At 38.2% G+C, this 21,710-nt stretch carries 17 protein-coding genes; 3 read left to right on the top strand and 14 right to left on the bottom strand.

The window, feature by feature from the left end:
- Positions 1–337: 337 nt before the first annotated feature.
- From BUA72_RS22090 to BUA72_RS22075, 4 genes are all read right to left on the bottom strand, one after another.
- Positions 338–574: a phosphate ABC transporter substrate-binding protein gene (locus tag BUA72_RS22090; protein WP_072925234.1), complete on the bottom strand. Its 237-nt coding sequence runs from the start codon at positions 572–574 to the stop codon at positions 338–340.
- A gap of 88 nt (positions 575–662) precedes the next feature.
- On the bottom strand, positions 663–1,187 hold the full coding sequence (locus tag BUA72_RS22085) for a DUF6584 family protein (RefSeq protein ID WP_072925233.1): 525 nt from the start codon (positions 1,185–1,187) through the stop codon (positions 663–665).
- Between the two features lie 245 nt (positions 1,188–1,432).
- On the bottom strand, positions 1,433–1,960 hold the full coding sequence (locus BUA72_RS22080) for a hypothetical protein (RefSeq protein ID WP_072925231.1): 528 nt from the start codon (positions 1,958–1,960) through the stop codon (positions 1,433–1,435).
- Between the two features lie 32 nt (positions 1,961–1,992).
- Positions 1,993–3,510: a TROVE domain-containing protein gene (locus BUA72_RS22075; protein WP_072925230.1), complete on the bottom strand. Its 1,518-nt coding sequence runs from the start codon at positions 3,508–3,510 to the stop codon at positions 1,993–1,995.
- A gap of 656 nt (positions 3,511–4,166) precedes the next feature.
- Here BUA72_RS22075 and BUA72_RS22070 point away from each other — a divergent pair.
- The 3 genes from BUA72_RS22070 (at position 4,167) to BUA72_RS22060 (ending at position 6,938) form a co-directional block, all read left to right on the top strand.
- Positions 4,167–4,613 (top strand): VOC family protein, encoded by a 447-nt coding sequence (locus BUA72_RS22070; protein ID WP_047454814.1) that lies wholly within the window; start codon positions 4,167–4,169, stop codon positions 4,611–4,613.
- Between the two features lie 8 nt (positions 4,614–4,621).
- The gene (locus tag BUA72_RS22065; RefSeq protein ID WP_072925427.1) at positions 4,622–5,428 is read left to right on the top strand and encodes a helix-turn-helix domain-containing protein; all 807 of its coding nucleotides are present in this window, start codon (positions 4,622–4,624) and stop codon (positions 5,426–5,428) included.
- Between the two features lie 82 nt (positions 5,429–5,510).
- Complete coding sequence (locus BUA72_RS22060; protein WP_072925228.1) at positions 5,511–6,938, top strand: MFS transporter; 1,428 nt, start codon at positions 5,511–5,513, stop codon at positions 6,936–6,938.
- A gap of 79 nt (positions 6,939–7,017) precedes the next feature.
- Here the strand turns inward: BUA72_RS22060 and BUA72_RS22055 are convergent, their stop codons facing one another.
- The 10 genes from BUA72_RS22055 to BUA72_RS22010 form a co-directional block, all read right to left on the bottom strand.
- Entirely contained in the window at positions 7,018–8,367 is a 1,350-nt protein-coding gene (locus tag BUA72_RS22055; protein WP_072925227.1) for an SWIM zinc finger family protein, read from the bottom strand.
- A gap of 2 nt (positions 8,368–8,369) precedes the next feature.
- Entirely contained in the window at positions 8,370–11,066 is a 2,697-nt protein-coding gene (locus BUA72_RS22050; protein WP_072925225.1) for a DUF6493 family protein, read from the bottom strand.
- Positions 11,047–13,593: a DUF6493 family protein gene (locus BUA72_RS22045; protein WP_072925223.1), complete on the bottom strand. Its 2,547-nt coding sequence runs from the start codon at positions 13,591–13,593 to the stop codon at positions 11,047–11,049. The genes BUA72_RS22050 and BUA72_RS22045 overlap by 20 nt, the downstream gene beginning before the upstream one ends.
- A gap of 84 nt (positions 13,594–13,677) precedes the next feature.
- Positions 13,678–15,936 (bottom strand): hypothetical protein, encoded by a 2,259-nt coding sequence (locus BUA72_RS22040; protein ID WP_072925221.1) that lies wholly within the window; start codon positions 15,934–15,936, stop codon positions 13,678–13,680.
- Positions 15,937–16,104: 168 nt separating this feature from the next.
- A complete protein-coding gene (locus tag BUA72_RS22035) occupies positions 16,105–17,616 on the bottom strand; it encodes a slipin family protein (RefSeq protein ID WP_228407937.1) in 1,512 nt (503 codons plus the stop codon).
- Between the two features lie 100 nt (positions 17,617–17,716).
- Positions 17,717–17,914 carry a hypothetical protein gene (locus BUA72_RS22030; protein WP_139259666.1) on the bottom strand — a complete coding sequence of 66 codons (198 nt, stop codon included), beginning with the start codon at positions 17,912–17,914 and terminating at the stop codon, positions 17,717–17,719.
- Positions 17,915–18,519: 605 nt separating this feature from the next.
- Entirely contained in the window at positions 18,520–19,071 is a 552-nt protein-coding gene (locus tag BUA72_RS22025; RefSeq protein ID WP_072925218.1) for a 3'-5' exonuclease, read from the bottom strand.
- A 74-nt stretch (positions 19,072–19,145) separates the two neighbouring features.
- Positions 19,146–19,691, bottom strand: a complete 546-nt coding sequence (locus BUA72_RS22020) for a 3'-5' exonuclease (RefSeq protein WP_072925216.1) — start codon at positions 19,689–19,691, stop codon at positions 19,146–19,148.
- Between the two features lie 126 nt (positions 19,692–19,817).
- On the bottom strand, positions 19,818–20,393 hold the full coding sequence (locus BUA72_RS22015) for a metallophosphoesterase family protein (protein ID WP_072925215.1): 576 nt from the start codon (positions 20,391–20,393) through the stop codon (positions 19,818–19,820).
- Positions 20,394–20,718: 325 nt separating this feature from the next.
- Positions 20,719–21,663 carry an MBL fold metallo-hydrolase gene (locus BUA72_RS22010; RefSeq protein ID WP_072925213.1) on the bottom strand — a complete coding sequence of 315 codons (945 nt, stop codon included), beginning with the start codon at positions 21,661–21,663 and terminating at the stop codon, positions 20,719–20,721.
- Positions 21,664–21,710 lie beyond the last annotated feature (47 nt).

The raw sequence follows: 21,710 nt of genomic DNA, 5'->3' as shown, positions 1-21,710 counted from the left end.
CAGGATTCGAACCTGCAACCTGGTGAACCGTAATCGAAGTATGATTCTGAGACGACACTCAACTTTTTATTTTTAAATCAAGGTAATACTGAAAGGATCTTCCGTGCATTTGCTCTACCAGCTGAGCTACCTCTCCTTTTCGAGGGAAAAGGCAGGAATCGAACCTGCGTCCCAATGTTTCTAAATCCCGAAGTATGATCCTAAAACGACACTTGATTATTTGTAAGCAGGGCATTTGGCCAAACAGAAACTTACGACAGAGCGATACCCTTACGCCATCTGTTTCCAGAACAGGATTCGAACCTGTATTGCTGTCACCCAACGAAGCAATTCTGTTTTACGGCACCTGCTTTGTATTTTTCCAACGGGTTTTTCTGTATTTTTTCCAGTTTCTCTGGTAATTTTCCTGATGGGAATTCACCGTATCAAAACCGTGCGGAAAGCAATACGAACAGCCCATTTTATTTCCATACTTTAATCTTGAGATCTGTATTCCGGAAATTTTCTTTGGAAAATCAATGAGTCCGTATTCATTGATCCCAAAAGATTCTTTGAATGTTTTGAATTTTTTCATGTCTATTGAGAATTAACCTCAATACACAGTTCCTTTAAGACAAAGTTTATACATTTTCATGGTTACTTATTTTTTTATACTGTAAAATCTACCTAAATAATGAAATGATAAGTTCACGCAGCTTAACAAGTCCCAAAACCGGCAGTAAAATTACTGTTCCTATCAGTAAAAAGATTGCCACTTTACTTAGGAAGCTTGGGTTACTTTTTGAATCTATCAATCCCTTTTTATATTTTTGTTTATACTCAGGAATATAATTGGTCTTTTTTAAACTGTCCCTTTCGAGATCTTTTAAAACATTCCGTGCATAATCACTGAGCATCTTTTTATCACCTCTGAAAACAATATCTTTTAAAATAGCATTTCCAGAATAGCTTAAAGAACTTTTATAAATCTCCACAGCATTTTCCATTTCCATATCTTTCGGTTCAGATAAAATCCAAAACTTTCCCGCTTCATCTAAAAATCCTGCTTCATAATAAATCCGTCCCAGCTTTTCTCTTAAAGAAAGATCATCAGGATATTGATTTACAGCATTTCTAAGTCTGTCACATGCTTTTTTCTTTCTGCCTTCCTCAAGATCCTTCCCAATTTTGTAAAAGATATTTTCCATACTAATATTTAAAAAACCAAGCAATAAGTCATAAGCGTTTTTTGAATGTATTCAAATTGGAAGTTTGACGATGAAACGCTTAGTGTACGGCATTGGTCTGTCTGTACCGGGCATCTGGCGAAAAGACTCTGTTCAATGAAAAGTCGAAGAAGTTCTTTCCTTACGGCACCGGGTCAATAACAATTGCAAAGTTATTTCTGAAGTGCGCATTCTTTTTACGCAGTTTATTTTTTATTTGTATTTTTTTAAATACTGATATACAGTTTCTGTCCTTTTTTTATAACTTCTTCTGCGAAATTTTTAAAAACAGGATAATAATAGTTTTCAAAATCATCGTACAGATATTCTTTCCTGCTACAATTTTTGATAGATTCTAAAGTCAGCAGAAAATCATCTGCGTCGATCTCAGTACATTGAGCGCTGATATCCTGCCAGCCGTTGCATTCATTGTTTTGTCTTACAAATTCCGGCAATATGTTGTACTCTTCCGGGGTAATCCCTTCATAAAACCAATAATTTAAATATCCTCTGAAAGTTCCACCTCCAAAAAGTACTGCTTCCTGATTGCCTTCCGATTCTGTCAGCAACATATATTCTTCACCACAATCGGGTGCTCCGCAGCATGGACACAGACAAAGATGAGTTAAATCTTCTTTTATAAAAAGGCCTCTGTTTCCGGTTTCTTGATATGGATGGTTTTCAGACATGGTTTTAATGTATTTGTCATTGCGGAGAATGGAGTAACGAAGCAATCTCATCGGATTATTCATCATTCATCAATTATCATTTATAAAAACAGTGCCTTTTACAGCACCACTTTTTTAATTAATTGCACCGCAGACTTTCTGTCTTCCACAGCATTCAATACATCGAAAATCTTATCCGACCAACCTGCAATAAGATATACGTCATTTTTTCTGACATCTAACGGCTGGTTTCCGTAACCCGCTAAATCAAATATATATAATTTTGCATCCGGAGCTATCTTTTTATACTTATTCCAGGAATCTTCAAAAGAATGCTTGGTGTTTTTACTGTTCCACAACTGCGTATCGGTAAACAACATTACTTTATCTATTTGTTCTTTCTTTCTAATCAAGTCTTCAATCACCAGATAACCGTTGGTAGAATACCCTACTTCACCTTCACGCTTGTAAAACGCATTCACGTTTCTCAAAATACCGCTTTTAGGCATAGGAACTCTCATCCAGCTGTCACCGAATATACCCGTGATCACATTTTTACATTGTGACTGCAAAATCATAGACATCAATAATCCGATATCGTAAAGCAATACTTTACTTTTAGGAGAAACCGGCTTCTGCATAGAACCTGAAACATCCGCCGCGATCACCACCGAAGTATCAAAACCAAAACCTTTGATATTTTTTGCACTCACCATCACCGCATCTTCCAATGCTTCTAAAACAGATGACAAATAAGGTGATTTCTTAGCTTTCAATTCTCTGTAAGCCGCCAAAAATCTGAACGGAAGCTGTTTTGAATTAAGGACAGCTTTTTCATTGGATAGATAGCTGCAAACTTTAGCCATCGCATTAGAAGAAACTTCCGATTCCAAAATATTTCTAAGGTTTCTCAGTGTCGCCATATACCCCAGCTTATTGCTCAGGATCAATTCTTCCCACTTATTTTTAAAAGCAAGCTTTTTTTCCGTTTCATCTGCAAATTTCGTCTGACCTAATACGGAAAGCTCAACTTCCCACGTGAAAGGAGTTTCCAACGTATCACCCACAATCTTGTTAAAAACTGCCTGCTGATTTTCATCTTTTGCTTTCGGATGAACCAGGAACAACGCATCTCTAAGCGTTACTTCTGCCTTTCTGTTGTATTTTGCAAACTGATATTCATCAAATTTATTGAAAGACTTCGCAAGACCTTTCTGGATCTGCTTTGAAAGCCTGTTCAGTTTTTTCATTTCTGTTCTTTCGTTCGTCGTTTGGTAGTACGCCAAAAGTTCAGTGATTTCATCCGCTCTCTGCACCACCCCATCAACCGTTCTGCTGATTAAGTCAGTACCGGAGGTTTGCTTAGCGAGTTCGGCAGCCAATACCAATGGAATAGAACGCAAGTACATATCTTTCCTTGCATACACCGCCAGCTTTGCTACGAATTCCGGATCGTTTTTTTTGATCAGAGACTGAATTCTTACCAATCTGTCGCTCCCTTTTTCATAAGAGGTTTTGGATAATCCTGTTGTAACAACAGCACTGTATAATTCTTCAGCAGGTGTCATGGTAAATGCCTTTGCACCTTCGTAGTTCATTACGGTATTTTTCTCTTTGTTTAAAAAATTGAATTTCATGAGTTACTGTTTTTTGTTAAACATTTTTGGAGGGTCGTCTTTTCCTCTCTGATTTCTGATGCAAAGTAAAAACAGTATTGCGCATTCTTTTTGCGTAGTTAATTTTTATTCATATCTTTTTAGAAAATTGGGGGATAATTTAATCGTTGGTTGATATTTTATCAGTATTGAAAGGTTATGGTTCGTGTTTTTTTATTAACCACAGATTTCACAGATGTGCACAGATGATTGTGTTATTTGTGAAAAATATTTGTGGTATTTGTGTTTACATTTAGATTTTGGCTAAAGCCGGATGAATAAAACTATTGTGTAAGCGGGCTAAAGCCCGCTCCTATTGATGTATAGATTGTTTTTTATTAACCACGGATTTCACAGATGTGCACAGATGATTGGGTTATTTGTGAAAAATATTTGTGGCATTTGTGGTTAAATACAAGATTTTGGTTAAAGCAAAATGAGTGCGGCCTATTGTATTAGCGGGCTAAAGCCCGCTCCTATTGATGCTTAATGATAAAATCTTTTATCTTTTATCTTTTATCTTTTATCTTTTATCTTTTAAATAAAATTTTTCTATCACTCAATTCAAATAAAGGAATCAATAATCATCTGGTTTTGAAAAGGTATTGTCTAGCTTTGTGTACATTAAAATTCAGGCTATGATAAAAGGATTATATGAAACCCATGTTCAGGTAAGCAGTTTGGAAAATTCCATCCGGTTTTACACTGAGGTATTGGGTTTGAAACTGGCTCATATGGATAAGACGCGTCCTATTGCATTTTTATGGATCGGTGAAGGAAAAGATTTTATGCTGGGATTATGGGAACAGAAAGAAAACCTGCAGCCAAGACATTTTGCGTTCTCCAGCAGCAAAGAAGATATTTTAAATTATTCTGTAGATTTTTTGAAAAATAAAGACCTGAAGCCTTACAATTTTTTAAAGGACGGCATCGATGAACCTATGGTTTTTGCATGGATGCCTGCGCTGGCCATTTATTTCAATGATCCGGATGGCAATCAGCTCGAGTTTATCTCCATCCTGGAAGGTGAAGGAAAACCGGAATTGGGTGTTATTTCCTATGAGGAATGGCAGCGTCAGATATAAGAAATAATATGAATTCTGAGATCATCTTTAGTAACAGTACAGACGGACTACTGTTCAGCAGTCCTCAAAAAAACGACTATTATACCGTTATTCTCTGTCTTACGGGAGCTGTTTCCATTAAAATAGGATATCACAGTTTTGACCTTAAGCCCAGAATGATTTCTATACTTTCCCCTGACACTGTGTTTTCGTGTGAAAATGCCGACAGCCTGGAGATTCTGTCACTCTGTTTCCATAGGTCATTTCTCCGTAAAATATTTATTAAAGAAGAAATTACAGACGGTCTTCTTGAGCTTAATCCAAATTATCCACCTGTTTATCCACTTGAAGATTCTTTTGACCGGGTATCTGAAAAATTCAGACTTATCGAAAGAGAACTGAGCTCAACATATGCCTATCGCCTGGACCTTGCCCGTCTGGTTACTCTGGAAATCCTGTATGAGTACAACAGAGCTTGTGAGTTCTGTCTTTTAGGTTTTGAAAAAAATATGAACAGAGGATATCAAATCACTTATGAGTTCAAAAAACTGATTGGGAAACATTTCAGGGAATGGAAAAGTGTCGGAGATTATTCGTCAGTTTTAGGCATCAGTGCAAAACATCTGACAGAGGTCATCAAAGAAGAAACCGGACATACCGCTTTGCAGGTCATTCATGAAAGACTTCTTCTGGAAAGCAGGTATTTACTTAAACACACCTCTTATTCCGTAAAGGAATGTGCTTATGAATTAGGTTTTGAAAGTCCTTCCTATTTCACCCGTTTCTTTAAAAACAACACAGGAGTATCCCCCAACCAGTACCGTTGCATTCCGTGAAATGTGAAAGAAATACCGCATTTTAGGAATTGATAACTCTTCAATAACTTCCGAATTTTGTATGTATCAATGATTCACTAAAATGGAAAGTACAGATCATCATGCATCAACGCTGAACAAGGTATCCTGGCAGGATTTATTTTCAAATGGAAATGGTATAAAAGCAATAACTCTGGCCCTCGGAGTTATGCTTCATGCGACCAATGTATACCTTGCTACTACTGTTATGCCCTCCGTTATAAAAGAAATTGGAGGACTGGAATATTACGCCTGGAATACTACATTTTTTGTAGCCGCATCAGTCATAGGATCTGTGGTTTCAGCCAACAGACTGGCAAAACTGGGTCCAAAAAAATCCTATCAGATGGCTATCCTGTTATTTGCACTCGGCACATTGGTTTGCACAGCCGCCGGTTCAATGTACATATTGCTACTCGGCCGCTTTATTCAAGGGCTTGGAGGTGGATTGTTATTTGCACTGTCCTATGCGATGATCCGGATTGTTTTCATTAAAGATCTGTGGCCCAGAGCCATGGCGCTCGTATCAGGAATGTGGGGCATTGCTGCATTTTCAGGGCCATTTGTCGGCGGAATATTTGCGGAACAGGGGCAGTGGAGAATGGCATTCGGGGTTCTTCTGATTTTCTGTCTGCTTATATTTATTACGGCTTCCGTTATCCTTCCTTCAAAACAGAATAAACATACAACACCTCCAATCCCTTATCTGAAACTTCTTATGCTTGTCCTTGCCGCTTTCTCAGTTTCAGCAGGAAGTATTGCAGAAAGTACCATTTTTAATGTTGCAGGAGTGTTGGTTGCTGTTTTCTTTATTTATATTTTAATGGTAACCGAGAATAAAAATTCAGGACTAAGGCTTCTTCCGACAGGTTCATATTATTTCTCTACAGCATTAAGTAAAACTTATGTGGTCATGGCATTGCTGACCATAGCCACTTCCATTGAAATCTTTGTCCCCTATTTTGCACAGACCATTCAGGGATTCTCTCCGATAGAATCGGGATATCTTACCGTTCTGATTGCTATAGGCTGGACATTGGCATCCATTGCATTTTCCGGTGTAAAGGAAGCAACGGCTGGAAAGATTATTCTGGCAGGCTGTATTCTGATGTTTATAGGATTAGCAGGACTTACGGGTATTTCTTTATTATCCGGTTTTGACACATCTTACCTTCACCTGATTCTAAACTGCACTTTTCTATTCGCAGCCGGAGCAGGTATCGGGATGGGATGGCCTCATTTACTGACGCGCGTGTTTGCATTGGCACCTTCAGGACAGGAAGAACTGGCTTCAGCTTCCGTAACTACGGTACAGCTTATGGCAACGGCCTTTGGAACGGCCTTAGCAGGTCTTGCAGCCAATATTGGCGGAATACTGTCCCCGGGAGGGATACAGGGTGCACATCAGGCATCTATCATTCTGTATGGTACATTTTCCATTGCTCCTTTTTTAGCAGCGGTTGTTATTGCTGCTATAGTCCGAAAAAAATGATACTATTCTTTTACATTATAATGGTTGCGTCCGGTCGAATATCGGCCGGACGCATTTTTATCAACTATATTTTAAAATATCAGGCTTTAAGGCATACCACTTTTTTAACTGCCAAAACATGTTTGCATGGTCCTCTCTCGCCCTGGTATTTACTGAACCATTCGCAGGTACAGCGTTCTTTCCCATTATCGATAATAACCGTATGATGTACACCGGTCCCTTCTACTCTGGCTTCGGTTCTGGCTAAATTTTTATTTAAAATTTCCACCTTTCCTTCTGCAATGAGTTTTTCTGCATTTTTCATCCTTGGATTTAAACCGATAATCCGGTTGAGTTTAAATGGTAATCTACGGTAGAAAAATCCGTTATCATCAAGATCGTAGCCTAAAAGTCCCATGGCAGCCAATCTTCCTGTCAGGTTATCCGTTGTTTTAAGACTCATATTTTCCTCCACAGCAAAAGCTGAAGGATTAAAAGACTGATTCGCATAAGCGTATTTATCCAGTGCATCAATCCATTCATCGGAAATATCGTCAATCAGGCTGTCCAAAACGGCTCCTTCTCCTGAAAATCCTCTCCAGCTCTCCCTTGATAAAGAAAAACTAAACCTTATATTTCCCATATACAGCTGCCATGTGGTAGACTGCATATCTGCATGCGGAAATACCTGCATCTGGTCGATATAAGGAAGAAGCGGTTCCAGCAAGCGTAATCTGTTAAGCCCGCCAATACAGACTGCATCCGCCGATTTCACAGGAGAAAACATAGGTTTATTTCCTCTGATGATCAGATAATAGTCTGATTTTACCGGACCTTTCGGTATTCCTCTGAATAACTGCTGAGTCTGGATTTTATTAAAAGTATGAAGCTTTTCCGACTCGGAAAGATAGATCTGAACGGTACTGAGTCCTTTGATCCATTTTACAGGCAGCGGAACTTTTCTTTCCACTACTTTTTCTTCTTCTTTGTACAGTCCAACTTCTTTTTCCCCAACAGAAAGCATTATTTTTTCATTCGGCCGAATGCTTCCCAACGCAGTAATCATCGGTTGGTTAAAATCCACATTGGTGGTTCCGTTTTCCAGAAACTCACCGTGCAGTCCGTCAGGCAGAACATCTACCCTAGCGTACACTCCGGCACAGTGCGAAAATCCTTCAAACCGCAACCGCTCATTTCCGGCCGTAACGATAGGGTCTTTAAGCAAAGCCATCTGAAACGGCGACAGATTAAAGCTGGATTTCACAATATTGGAAAGGGTAATAAGGCATCTCGCCAGTATAAACGGCTGACTGACATCTCCCCAGAAAAAGCAGGGAGCATCCGTAGTCTTCTGAATTTCGCTGTACTTGGACAGAAATAATTCTTCAGATGCATCTTTTTTTATCAAAGACGATGGTCTCTGATAATTGTAAACAAGCGTATCTTCCATATCTATTTTTTTAGAAGAAGATTGCAGATTTTTTTCAGACTGGAATTCTCTTTCCAGCTATTCAGTTTTTCTTTTAAGTTTTTATCAGCTTCAGATTGGTTTAAAGCCAGAACCTCGTGGTAAATATCCAATATTTTTTTCAGATTGGTAACAGGGGTTTCCATCTGCAGCAAAATATGGGTAAGAAGCTGTTCCAGTGCCAGATTGTGGTCTTTGCTGACATTGAGCATCTGATGCTGTACCAGATCCGTAAATCTCTTCACAGGCGCCCATTCGAGTTTCTCATGCAAACCGGTCACACGGCCCAGCTGTACATTATCCATTACTTTATGCGAAACATGTTCCAGCCAGATCTCAGCAGCGGTTCCACGAATGACTTTATCGCCATCCAGGAAAATAGTTCCCAGAAACAGGTATCCCATTGCATCCAGAGGTTTTTTCATCTGATGAAGCGCCTGGGCCGTATTCAGAACCAGAGTTCTTTCATACACTTCTGCGATTCCGGAATAAAACAGACAGTCCTTAATGATCTTAGCAAAAACATTTCCAAGGGTATTCGGGAAACTCCACATGAATGAAGGGGTTTCAGAGAAATGTTTCTGCTCCGCAATAAAGAATTCCAGGAAAAGCGGATGTTCTCTTTTTTTCAGATGATATTTCGGAACATTGATGTTCAGTTCAACCGGATAATAGGAGTTCTTTTTACTGTCAATTGTTTTCCATTCATATGAGCCGGTAAGGAATTCATTAGGAATATCGTCATATCCGAAGTCTTTGAATTCTTTAAAAACAGTTCCCGGAGAACGGGTAATTCCGGCAGTCATCCACCATGATGGATGTTCAAATTTTCCTTTCGGAGCTGCATTTGGACTAAAAAAGAAAAGAAGCAGGTCTTTGTATTCACCTTTCAGCTTTTCTTCCACCAGCTTTAATCTGTCTGATGTTCTTTCAAGTGAACAACGCTGCAGTGCCAGCTGTACATCCAGATCATCAGGCTTTATATTTTCGTTTTGATAAATTTCAAATCTTTCTACCAATGCATCCGGACTTACCCAACATGGTTCATGGGTTACTGTAGACAATAACGGAGTTTTATCTCCTGATTTTATTTTATTGAAAACCTGTACTGCAATATGCTTGAAGGGCTTCATAGCCACCCCTCCGGCATAGATATCCCGGATAGGACCCAACTTTTTATGGTAGGTTGAATACACTTCTCTTGTCGCTTCGTCTTCCTGTGTTCTTTTATATATTTTTTCCAGATTCTTAAGCTGAACCGGGAATTTTTCCATTAAAGACAGTCCATAATTGATGATCAGATTGCACAGCAGCACATTAAAATGATGTACTTCCCATTTCGCAATAGTTTTACAGGCTTTCTGAAATACGGGTTCAAAAAGTTTTACGGATGCGTCATCTGCATCAGCAGCAAACTTGACAAGTCCACCAAGTGCCAGATCATAATAATACGTCCCCGGCTTTTCTATCGCCTGCGGAAGGAAAAACATCAAATCTTCAAAGCTGGCAGGCTCTTTAGCCCGGCTTTCTTCGCTGATCAGTTCCAGCTTTTCCTGCTCTACGGCATCCAGTTCCAATTGTTTATCTTCAATGTATTCAGCGAGTCCCGGTCTTACATTAGCCAAAACATTATCTGCATAATGTGATAAGGCTTCCTGGATATCTTCGGAAACAGGAATGTATTTCTGGATGATCTTTGCCGCTTTAGTCTGTATGCTTTCATCTTTGCTTACAAACGCTGCGCTCAAAGCCATTCCCAGGTTTTCAGTATCGGTTTTCTTTTTCTGAAAGATATTTTCTGTCACAGCAAGACTGGCTGCCACCACCGTTTTGACCTCTGAACTTAACAGGTTCGGAAGGAAATGGGAAAACTCACTGGTTTTGAATTCTGATTCCGGAACTATTTTTTTCAAATGAGCCAGCATGGTATTCACCGCCTTCGACTGTACGGAAGCCAATCCTGCCATCAGTTCGTCCTGAAGCATGATCAGTTCTTCGTTTGAAGGTTTCAGGATATTGAATGCATCCATGAACCATCCGGTCACGTTTTTATTAAAATTTCTGTTGGCTGCCAGAAGGCATTCCTTAAGAAATCTTTTTCTTTCAATTTTGTTTTCGGCAATCAGCTTTTGAACCAAAGGAAGCCATTCTCTTGTAAAAGGGAGTGATTTCGATGGAAATTCGCACAGATACCAAAAGTGGGTATTCAGAGTCTCCGGAGATTTATCCAGGTCATAGGGCTGAAGACTTAAATGGTATCCCAGCAGTTCAGGTCTGGGTTTTACATAGCCTTTTTCTGCCCACTCAAGAATATCCTGATAATTAAAAGCTGTAAATTCAGCTTCTATAGAATCATTGATAAATTCTGAAAACCACGGCGGGCATCCCCATTCCAGTATCTTACGGGTCTGTTCTTTGTCTCTGAAAAGGCTCCAGTAGTTTTTCCCGTAATGCTTCTGATCCATGCAGACAAATGATGCAATATCAATGATAGAGTGCTGATCTGCAGAACCGGCAGTATGGTAGGAGTTTTTCGTCATTACAATCTTACTGATCTCCCGGTCCAGCTTTTTTATTGTGGGTACCAGGGTTTTTCTTTCTTCTGTGCTTAGCTGCTTCAGAAACGGAATAATCTCATGTGCTTTTTCCTCATTAAGGATCTCATAAAGTCTTTCTTTCATTTGTTTTTAATTTGATGATAATTTTTTTCAGGTTATTTTCGTTTTTCCATTCTTCCAGCCTGGCAGCCACCGCACCATCAACTTCGGACTGATTAAGGTGCAGCAGCTCATAGTACATCTCTAAAATCTTTTTGAGATTAAAAACGGGACGATCTATCGCTGTAAGAATGGGTATTAATAGTTTTTCAAAAGCATGGTTGTGACTGGCATTCAATCCGATAAAGCCGGAAAGTCCATCCGTAAGTCTTTTCACCGTAACCAGTCCGTGACTGATCTTTTCACCGATCATTATTCCTAATATTCCGGGGTCAAAATCCTCTGAAACTATCTTATGAACAATCGCTTCAAAAGCCGTACCAGAGAAGGTTTTATCCTTGCTGAACATAGCCGCGGACAGGAATAAATAATGCATCTTCTGACATGGAAGATTCAACTTCATCCAGGCATCTAAAAATTCGGTATTGGTTCTGCTGTCATATTGATAAACAGCATTGGACAGGGTTTCGTTACATTTTTTAGCAAAAACAGCCCCCGAAAAGTACGGAGCAGTGTATAAAATCCGGATCAGATCCTGATCATAGATGCCGTGATAGGAGTTAAATAAATGATCCAGCAGCGGTGCATCTCCGGGAATTTCTTTATTTTCAATCGTTATTGTAAGCTCTGGAATTTCTTCTGCTATGTAGCCTTTGTATATTTTTCTGATGCCTAACTTTCTGTCGAAATTGCCTTCCAGATAAGACTTGTCGTAAATATTTCTATAATATTCCGGATCAAAAATGGGTTCCAACAGTTGTACATATTCTTCACTAAGCTGCTTGTGAGCATACTTTTGTGCTTCTTCGAAATTCTCTTTTCGTACCCGAAGCACTGCTCTCTGCAGATCGAAAGGAACGGGAAGTTCTTTCTGATCCTGGTATATTTTTAATTGATCTATAAGTATTCGAATATCAATCCAGCAAGGTGTATGATCCGCGACTGAAAGTAACGGAAGGTTTTTTCCTTGTTTTAAAAGATCAAATACTCCCAAAAGAATTTGATGATAGGCTTTAAAGATCAAAGGTGTACGCTTTCCAATCCAGTTTTCAAGAGCCGGAAATTCTTTCTTTGCTTTATTGAGTAGCGGAGATCCTTTTTTCAGTTTTAAAAGTGCGTATGCCATAAAAAATGTAGCATACAAATGGTGCATCCCTACACTTTCTTTTACTTTAAGGGCTGCTTTGAAAGCCGGTTCCAGCTGTGTAAGGTGCTCTTCACTGATCTCTGTATTGAACCTCAGCAAAGCATCTATAAAAAGATCAAGATCATTGGGCTTGTTTTTGCTGAAAACCTGTGGCGCAAAGAATATCAGATCACTGATGCTTTCAATAGGAGAAATCGGTTGAGATATATGCCAGGAAGTTGGTTCTTCAGCCTCTACAGATTCCAGAGCTTCATTATTATGGTTGATAAGGAATTTTTCAAGCTCTTTTTTAGGATCTGACAGTAGAGATTCTGTGTAAGCCTGTAATTCATTCTTATACTTTTCAGAACCGGGATCACCATATTTTGTAATGATTTTGGCTACTTTGGTCTGTATAGAAGCGTCTTTGCTCATAAAAACAGGTAGCACGAAAAGACAGATCTCTTCCCTGATTTTTTTATCGTTCTTCGCTATTTTCTCAACCGTCTGAAGCCATGTATTCAGAATATTTTTAACCTGAAGACTGGGTAAAGTTGCTGTAGCATTAAGAAAATCGAGTGTTTTAAAATCTGGTTCCGTGATAACCGGGCTAATAATTTTCAGTACCGGAACAAAAAGTGCCTGTTGTGAAGCATGGAAAACTGAGAATAGGTTCTCCTGAAGTGCTAAAATCTCCTGTGAATAAGGTTCCAAATATGAAAAAAGTTCCAGAAACCACATATTATGGTCTTTGGAAAAATTGAGACTCACTGCATTCAGGCAGGATTGTAAAACTTTTAAACGGTCAATTTTATTTTTTTGGACAAGATCTTTAAAGAAGACCTTCCAGTTTTTATCGTTTTTATAATGATACGTGATATTGGAAATATACTGAAAAAGGAGCCAGATATGAGCATCCAGTGTTTCAGGATAGGTGAAAAGAATTTCTTCTGCGGTATGGTCTGAAACCAATGATTCCGAAAGAAGATGGGCAGCAATTTCATCATCGAGGATAAGATAACCTTTCTGTTGCCATTCCAGGACTTTCAGGTAGTCAATATTCCTGAGAAACGGATAGCTGTTTCCGAGCCATTCCGGCGTGTAAGATTCGAATAATTCGTCAACGAGATGTATTGGGACGGCGTAATAACCGGGCGACAGTTTTGCATATTCGTCCCGGTGGGTGCTGCAGGCCAGAGCGGCCAGCATAGAAACGTGATTATGGCCCCAGTCTTTATTTAAAAATTTCTTTAAAATAACTGCAGTTTCCTTCTTTTCTTTTGGGGTCAGCTTTATGAGAAAAGGAACAATATCCTTGATTCTATAATTTAAATAAATCGTCTTCAATTCATCTTCAATAAGCATAATTCCAATCTTGAGGACTAAAATAACAAAAAATGACTGACAGACATTGAAATATCCCAGTAAAGTGATTTTTTTAACAAAAAATTATGCTTTCAACAGCAGTTCTGCGAGCATTTCCGAATAAAAGTTAAATGGAATTCTTCTTTCATCTTTGAAAAAACCATAAATATCCGTTTTCTCGTTGGACCCTGTTTTCCTGAAGGTTATATGATCGCCGTGACTGTCGTGAAACTGGCAATTGATTTCTTTATCTTCGAGGTTAATTGAAAAATGCGCAGTGATTCCGTATCCAAAAAAGTCTGATTCCACGGTATGCTCTTCTTTCTTTATATTATGAAAAAAAATGTTAAAAAATCCGTCCGGAAATATTCTCACGTAATCATTTAAAGATTGATCAGCACCCAGAAAATAATAAGTGTCAAATTTATTGACGGCAACGGTAACTGCTGAATCACCTCTCAAAACTGTCATCTCGCTTTCTGACGCTATTTCATCCCCAAATTTCAATTTCCTGACCGTAAAATTCATCAACGGGAACGCCGGATTTTCAGGAACCAGGCTGTCCAGATTTCTATGATAGTTCAGAAAAAACGGATTTCTTCCTGAATTGTTTGCCATAAATTTTTCTTTGGAATCCGTATGTTGGATATCATAACGGCTGTCCGTATAACTTTCCACATCTCCTTCTTTATTGAAATTCACTCTGACAAAATTTTGGCCCAATAAAGGAGAGACTTGCATATAGATCACTTTGAAAGCTTCTATCAATTTTTTTGAAAAACGATCACAGGTCATTCTGGAAACAACTCTGTAATAGTTGTCATACACCACTGTTCCTGATAATTGAGCTGCTTTCATGGCCCAGTCATTCCGGATGATAAAATCGTAAACCATATAATTATTAACCACTCTTTTATTGTAGTATATTTCCTCATCATAGTTTGTTGAATTTTCCAGATTGGAGCTGTCTTTTATATCATCATGATAGGATGCTTTGGTAACGTAGTATTTTCTTTTTCTGAGATCTTCTTTCGAATGGGCTTTGTAGGTTTTCCTTTTAACAAGCTTGCTATTTTGATAGATTTCTTCAGTATATTCATAAAGCGATTGGGTCTCTTTTTTAGAAATTACCTCATCCAGATGATTTTTATAAACAATCTTATATGTTTTTACAGGATCTGAAATTTCAGGAATCTCAGGAAATGCGGACAGGAAATATTTCCCGTATTCAGAATTAAAAAAACCGTTCTCATGCATTTCTTCCAATGAATACGATTCACCATCCCAATCGTCATATACGATCCTACAGGTCGGGTCCAGCTGCCCGTCTTCCTTATATCTGAAATCTTCCAGGTTTGAATATCGCGAATCACAATAATAGGCATCCTTTTCAAAGGCTACGGTCTTTCCGGTAACGACATCGATGTATTGTGCAAAGATCTTTTTTTCCAGTACATCAGTGACCCATATTTTCTTTTCGCTCAGTATATTTTTTCTGTAAAAATCGGATTCCCATTGGGTAAAACCATTTCTCTTTTCTTTTAAATACTGTACTTCAATTTCCAGAGAAAAGTCGCCATCTTTTGGTTTAAAACCCGTATCGTCATAGATCAGATAGGTCTTATTGATCCTTTGCAGATTTTCAAAATGTTCAATATAGGTAAGCTTCTGATTTCTGTATACTTTTTTATCAAAATTCCGTTTAAAGAAAGCTTCTCTAAGTGTCATTTCCTGGTCTTCATCATCTGTTGAAAAATAGCGCGCGGTTTCTAGTTCTATTCTTTCATCTGAAAAAGGGAACGGGAAAAACTGCAGATAATGATTCCATGATGGATCTGTACTGTTGATTCCGGATGCATCCATAAGAGACTGGAGAATTTCTTTCTTTTTCAGGTAAGGTCTTCCGTCTTCGAAATATTTAAATTCTACCGATTCCCCATTATTCAGATAGAAATATTTCTTCAGGAATACATTCCCGTTTGTATCGTGTATACTATATGAAGCCACAATTCTATCCTGCTGGTCATAGACAGAAAAATTTTCAATATCAAGTTCAAAACTTTTGTACCTTCTCTCGTGGACGAATTGACCTTCTCTATGATTTTTAGTCCTTATAATATTCACTCCGCCTGCCAGTACATGCTCCATCAGGATGTATTCATCCGGGATTTCCTCATCGGTAAGATACACCTTAACAGAATTGATATTCTGAAAATAAAACTGTTCGGTCTTTCTCAGCACATCATCAATATAGGTATGTTTTAAATATGATCTTTGCTCATGAAGACTGCTTTCTTCAAGTACTGTTTTATCTCTTTTTGTATATACTATTCTTGTGTCCATGATCTTTTCAAAATAATAAAATCCATCTCTTCAGCCGGTGCTAAAAATATGGATTTATCTCTTTTCTTTAGGTGTATTTCTATCTTTTCTCTTCTTTTGACCATTAGGATTTAAAAAGGGCAGACCGTTTTTACACGAGCCTACCCCTATAGTAACAGTTATCAGTTTTTATTTTGTGAAAATTTCTTTCAGCTGGGAAACGATGTTGCTGTTTCCGGAAACGGTAATATCACCAATCTTTTCTGCGATTTTTTCCATATACTCCATTTCTTTCAGCTTCCATAAAACTTCATTTTCTTCCATCAGTTTTGCAGTGTTCAGCAAACTTCTTGTGGAAGCCGTTTCTTCACGGCGCATGATGCTGTTAGCCTGAGCTTTTTTCTCAGCGATCAAAACCTGGTTCATAATTTCCTTCATTTCACCAGTTAAGATCACGTCACGGATACCCGCATCAAAAGCTCTGATTCCTAAATCACCGGCTTTTTCACCCAGATTTTCAAGAATTTCTTTACCTACCGCATCTTTCTTCAGCAACAGTTCATCCAGTGTCAAAGCTCCTACAAACTCACGCAATGCCAGCTGCATCAGAATATATAATTGCTTATCATATTCTTTATTTTCCATCAGTGCTTTTTCGATACTCTGTACCTGAAAACTCACATAAAAATTGATTCTCAGCATCGCTTTATCCTTAGTCAAAAGCTCCTGACCTGCAATTTCCATTTGCTGCATTCGCATATCAACCGTGTTGACATCGATGGAAATTTCATTATTCCAAAAACAGTAGGTTCCCGCTTCCAGAGTGTTCACCAATTTACCACCAATGATCAACAGTCCTTTATACTGATTCGGTACAGTAAATTTTCTTACGTAATGTCTCAACCTTGAATTTTCCAGGATGGTATTCGGGATATCCTCGGTGATTTCAACTTTCGTCAAATCCACTTTTTGAAAGGTTCTTTCCGTAATATCCATCCAGAATGCATATTGTCCAACGTTCAGAACATCCTTTAAAGTCCCGTTTTCATACATCAAAAGGATTTCACCATCTTTTACCTCTACGATTTCCAAAAGGTTTTTCAGGGTTTCATTTTTTAGTAAAGCAGCTACATTTTCATGCGTTCCAAACTGCGATTTTACTTCATAATTGGGATCAATTAACTTAACCTCAACTGAAATATCATTGTTCCAGAAGGAGTAAATACCGCTTTCCAATATCTGAGTTAATTTACCGTCAATTAACAATAAACCTTTGTTGTGATGAGGCACAAGAAACTTTCTTACAAAGCTTTTCACCTTTATATTTTCCAAAATTGTCTTGGAGATTTCTTCCGGGATCTCAATCTTGGTTAAGTCGATTTTCTGAAATTCTCTGTTGACCATTCCTTTCCAGAATGCATACTGTCCAACAGTCAAAACATCTTTAAAAGTTCCGTTTTCATGAACTAAAATGATTTCTCCGTCTTTCACTTCTACGGTTTCCAAAAGGTTTTTCAGGGTTTCATTTTTCAACAGAATCGGTAAATCTTCACCGGCTTCAAACCTTGATTTCATCTCATAGACTGTGACCGATTTATTTCCGAAGATATAATGATTACCTTCTTTAAGAACTTCAATTAAGTTTCGGTTTTTGAAGACCAAACCCATTTGGTAGGCTTTAATGTGTACATTTTTTATCATTTTATTATATTTTTAGTGTTGTTATTTCAATTAAAAAGAGAAAACCGAGTTTCTTTCTTCCAAAAAATGGCGGAAGCAAAGGAGTTTCAAAAAGCTCCAATCATTTCAGAAAACCGTTCTTAAACTTATTTTTCCAATCCGTAAGATCTTGGGCGTGTCCCTGGCCACCGCTGAAAGCAACAACTCGGGTCGCTACGTTCACTGCTATCTTTTTTGCATACAAAAAAGGATATCCGTTACCATCGCTCACGCGGAAAACCGTCCTTATCAGAAAATTTTGTTCAATTGCGGTATTCATCAACTGAATTTCACTTTCAGAAAAAATCTTTCTCACTGGCTTTTTCAAAAATGTTGATTCAACAACTGAAAAAACTCAGATTTTCTCTATAGAAATGTTTTTAAAGGAAAACATTGAAAACTTTGTAAAAAATAGATTTTCAGTCTATCTTCAACTACATGTGAAGTGTAGCGCTCTAACCAACTGAGCTATCTCAATCTAATTGAGAGAAGGAGTCGAACCTTCGCAAAAAAACTATTTACTCTATCCTCTTGAGTTATATTTCCCCTTAAGGAAACAGAAGGATTCGAACCTCCGTACAATAGTTAATGGTAGAAGTTTTTTGGTGAACTCCTCAAACCTTCGGGCCAAGCTGAACAGAACGAAAACAATGTTTTTCAACAAATTCTTCTGCAATGGTGTTATACAGAAACACACAACCTGACTTGCCTGATATTTTAACTGAAACCTGTCTTTCAAAATTTCAGTGTTGTTTCATTTTGATAATGCAAAGTAAAAACTGTATTACGCAATCATTCTGCGTAGAAAATAAAATTTGATAAAAAATAAAAAACTCCCTAAAAAAGGGAGTCATTGCTATACTGTTGTATGGTTAAATTGTTACATTAAGCCTGGTTTAAGCACCAATGCAAGATCTTCGCAATATTCTTCGCGTCATCTACACCTCTGTGGTGCGTACCTTCCAGCTTGAGATTCAGTTCACCTAAGGCCCTGCTCATTCCTACACTTTTTCTTACCGTAGGATGCAGCTGCCCGAACAATGTTTTTACATTGATATGGTCATCGCTCAACGGATAATCTACATTGAATCTTCTGGCCTGGTTTTGCAGCATATTCAGGTCATAGTTGCCATAGCTCGCCCATGTCAGGTCCTCAGAATCGTATTCCGCCCTAAGTATATCCAGAGCGTCTTCCAGCATGATGCCTTCATCATCCAGCATATTTTGTGTAATGGAAGTCAGTTCTGTACAGAATGTACTCACCTTTGAGTACTGTGGTTTCACTAAAATGCCTTCATTTTTTGAGACCTTCCCGGTGGCAGCATTCATAATGCACACGCCGATCTCGATGATCTCACTTTCCTGGCCTCTGGGCGGTCTGTCGTCCCAGCAGGTGGCTTCCAGGTCTATAATTAATATATTTTCTGTTGTTTTCATTTGTTTAAAATTTAATGTTGTAAAAGAGGGAAGATGGCTTTTGGCTTTTGGCCTATAGCTTCCGTCTTTAATATTTACTCCAAAATCTTCCGTAAAATTTTGGCAGCATTGTAAGCATCGTCTGCTCCGCTGTGGTGGTTTCCTTCGAAATCCATTTTCAGGTAGTCCAGAGCTCTTTTCAGGCCTATCATTTTATGGAGTCTGAAATGTTCTCTGAATTCTTCCATCACATTCAGATATTGTCCGCCAAAAGGAATCTCTATTCCAAGCCAGTCGCACTGTTCGAAAATCTGTTCCTTGTCGAAGTTTCCGAAGCCCGCCCAGGTAAGGTCTGAAGAATGATATTCATCCAGAATCTTTTCGCAGGCTTCTTCAAAATAGATTCCTTTTTCGTCAATAAGTTGCGGAGTAATTCCGGTCAGTTTTGTACAGAATTCATTGATTTCTGATCTTTCAGGAATAACATAAATGCTCTGTTTTTGGGAAATGGCCTTTGATTTTAAATCCAGTTTGCAAATCCCTATTTCTATAATATCGACTTTCTCTCCAATGGGAATTCTGTCATTTTCCCAGCAGGTAGCTTCCAGATCGATGATTAATATTTCGTTTGTTGTGTTCATTTCTTTTGTAAAATGTATAAAGTATTGAAGTACAATGTAAAATGTATAAAGTATGAAGTCTAATGGCATTACAATGGCCGCCACTCATTACTCATTACTCATTACTCATTACTCATTACTCATAGCTTATAAATCTCTACTGTCTCTTGCTCTAAACGGGGGCGTCCATTTTTTTCGCTTCATGATTTCTTTGACTTCTTCGTAAGAAATCGGGTAGAAATCGTGACAGTCTACTCCCACATCGAAGCTAAGGGCCATCTCGTCATCGGGTAAAGTTCCGTGTGAATGGCCGTAGAGCTGCCAAACTCCGCGGTGTGAACCGTTCCAGGTACGCATGGCGTAATGCAGGAGGATAATTTTCTGCTTGCCATTGCTGTTTTCCGGTTCATCAATTTTCAATTCATGATAATCTCTCACGGATTCAAATCGTTTGGGGTATGTGAGCGCAGCACCTTCGTGGTTTCCTCTGATCAAATGAATATTACCGTTTAATCTGTCGAGGATTTCTTTCGTGAAATCCGGTTTTCCTAAACTGATATCACCAAGGTGGTAGACGGTATCATTGGTACCGATTCTTTCATTCCATCTTTTGATCAGTTCTTCATTCATATGGTCTAAGGACTCGAATGGTCTCTCTGAAAATTTTATAATATTGGCGTGACCGAAATGATGGTCCGCTGTAAAAAATATATTTGGTTTCATTTTTTTAATAATTTGTTTGTTTAATTTTTACTACATCTTTTTTAACCACGGATTACACAGAATACACAGATGTTCTGTTGGTTTGTGTAAATACTCGGTGGTATTTGTTTTAAAAAAAAGACCGTTTTCTTAACCACGGATTTCACAGATTTACACAGATGATTGTGGATATTTGTGGTTTCATTTGTGGTATTTGTGTTTAAAAAAGACCGTTTTCTTAACCATGGATTACACAGATCTACACAGATGATTGTGCTTATTTGTGAAGATTAGTAGTGGTCTTTGTGTTTAAGAAAATCAATTCTTTTGTAGTTCATATTTTTAATTAATTTTCGTGAAATGCTTTATAAAAAGCAGTTTCAATTTCAATAACATCAGTTTCCGTATATCGTCTTGAAAAGTGAATGGGAATAGCTTTTTTCACCTGACAGTCTTTCATGATCTTTCCTGATGCAGAAGCAAAACTGTGGTAATTCAGCTTTGCAAATTCCTGATCAGAATCTTTATAAAAACTCTCGATATACACGAGGTCTGCCTCACTGAACACCGCTTTTATCTTTTCATAATTTTCCTGATCTGCCGCATGATCCATGATTACCCCAAGCCTGTAACCTTGATTTCTGGTCAGTAAATAAAACAGATCAGATGCTTTGTAAACGGTTCCATCAATCTCAATTTCCTTATCTTCATCATTATTTTCAAAAGCCGTTTTCAGTTCACTGATCCATTTTCCTTTTCTGAAGCCGGAAGCCTCTTCATGAAAGGTCACTGAATCCTTTTCTTTGAACAGATATGCAATGGAATCTGTTTTATGGTCAAGAATGGCAAACTCTACTTTTACCTGATCATCTTCAAAAAGAAAATTCTGCGTCTTTATCAGTTCCAGGTTCCAGTGCGGTGGACGAAGGATATACACATTAATTTCGTCAGGGGAAATGATCTCACGGATTTCATATTCAATGGCCTTTTCATCAATCAGATTCCATGTGTAAGATTTTAACCGTGCTTCAATCTGGTGATGGATATTTTTCGGTCCGCAGATCACAACTCTTTCTCCGCTACCTATCTGATGTCTGAAAATTCCGTCAAAATTCGAAAAATGATCAATGTGTGTATGGCTGATGAACACCGCTGAAACCGACTGTATTTCTTTTACCGTCAGCTGGCTGGCTTCACCGCAGTCACACAAATAATGTTTTGCTGTATTTGCTATTTTTATTAATATGCTGATGTCTTCTCTCAAAAGACTTTTTATCTCTGCCTGTATCATTGTATTAGTTTTTAAACATAAAAAAGTTCCGGTAAAAATATACCGAA

Origin of the sequence: Chryseobacterium sp. OV279, assembly GCF_900128945.1 — a bacterium.
In the GTDB taxonomy this organism is placed as follows: domain Bacteria; phylum Bacteroidota; class Bacteroidia; order Flavobacteriales; family Weeksellaceae; genus Chryseobacterium.
The sequence above is the reverse complement of the archived record's forward strand: the minus strand, read 5'-3'. Positions and strand labels throughout refer to the sequence as shown.

What these genes read in the sequence shown, in the direction of transcription:
- BUA72_RS22010 (WP_072925213.1), bottom strand. Translation starts at nt 21,663, where the DNA reads ATGATACAGGCAGAGATAAAAAGTCTTTTGAGAGAAGACATCAGCATA.
- BUA72_RS22070 (WP_047454814.1), top strand. Translation starts at nt 4,167, where the DNA reads ATGATAAAAGGATTATATGAAACCCATGTTCAGGTAAGCAGTTTGGAA.
- BUA72_RS22020 (WP_072925216.1), bottom strand. Translation starts at nt 19,691, where the DNA reads ATGAACACAACAAACGAAATATTAATCATCGATCTGGAAGCTACCTGC.
- BUA72_RS22015 (WP_072925215.1), bottom strand. Translation starts at nt 20,393, where the DNA reads ATGAAACCAAATATATTTTTTACAGCGGACCATCATTTCGGTCACGCC.
- BUA72_RS22040 (WP_072925221.1), bottom strand. Translation starts at nt 15,936, where the DNA reads ATGGACACAAGAATAGTATATACAAAAAGAGATAAAACAGTACTTGAA.
- BUA72_RS22025 (WP_072925218.1), bottom strand. Translation starts at nt 19,071, where the DNA reads ATGAAAACAACAGAAAATATATTAATTATAGACCTGGAAGCCACCTGC.
- BUA72_RS22045 (WP_072925223.1), bottom strand. Translation starts at nt 13,593, where the DNA reads ATGCTTATTGAAGATGAATTGAAGACGATTTATTTAAATTATAGAATC.
- BUA72_RS22080 (WP_072925231.1), bottom strand. Translation starts at nt 1,960, where the DNA reads ATGATGAATAATCCGATGAGATTGCTTCGTTACTCCATTCTCCGCAAT.
- BUA72_RS22030 (WP_139259666.1), bottom strand. Translation starts at nt 17,914, where the DNA reads ATGAATACCGCAATTGAACAAAATTTTCTGATAAGGACGGTTTTCCGC.
- BUA72_RS22085 (WP_072925233.1), bottom strand. Translation starts at nt 1,187, where the DNA reads ATGGAAAATATCTTTTACAAAATTGGGAAGGATCTTGAGGAAGGCAGA.
- BUA72_RS22035 (WP_228407937.1), bottom strand. Translation starts at nt 17,616, where the DNA reads ATGATAAAAAATGTACACATTAAAGCCTACCAAATGGGTTTGGTCTTC.
- BUA72_RS22075 (WP_072925230.1), bottom strand. Translation starts at nt 3,510, where the DNA reads ATGAAATTCAATTTTTTAAACAAAGAGAAAAATACCGTAATGAACTAC.
- BUA72_RS22060 (WP_072925228.1), top strand. Translation starts at nt 5,511, where the DNA reads ATGGAAAGTACAGATCATCATGCATCAACGCTGAACAAGGTATCCTGG.
- BUA72_RS22090 (WP_072925234.1), bottom strand. Translation starts at nt 574, where the DNA reads ATGAAAAAATTCAAAACATTCAAAGAATCTTTTGGGATCAATGAATAC.
- BUA72_RS22055 (WP_072925227.1), bottom strand. Translation starts at nt 8,367, where the DNA reads ATGGAAGATACGCTTGTTTACAATTATCAGAGACCATCGTCTTTGATA.
- BUA72_RS22050 (WP_072925225.1), bottom strand. Translation starts at nt 11,066, where the DNA reads ATGAAAGAAAGACTTTATGAGATCCTTAATGAGGAAAAAGCACATGAG.
- BUA72_RS22065 (WP_072925427.1), top strand. Translation starts at nt 4,622, where the DNA reads ATGAATTCTGAGATCATCTTTAGTAACAGTACAGACGGACTACTGTTC.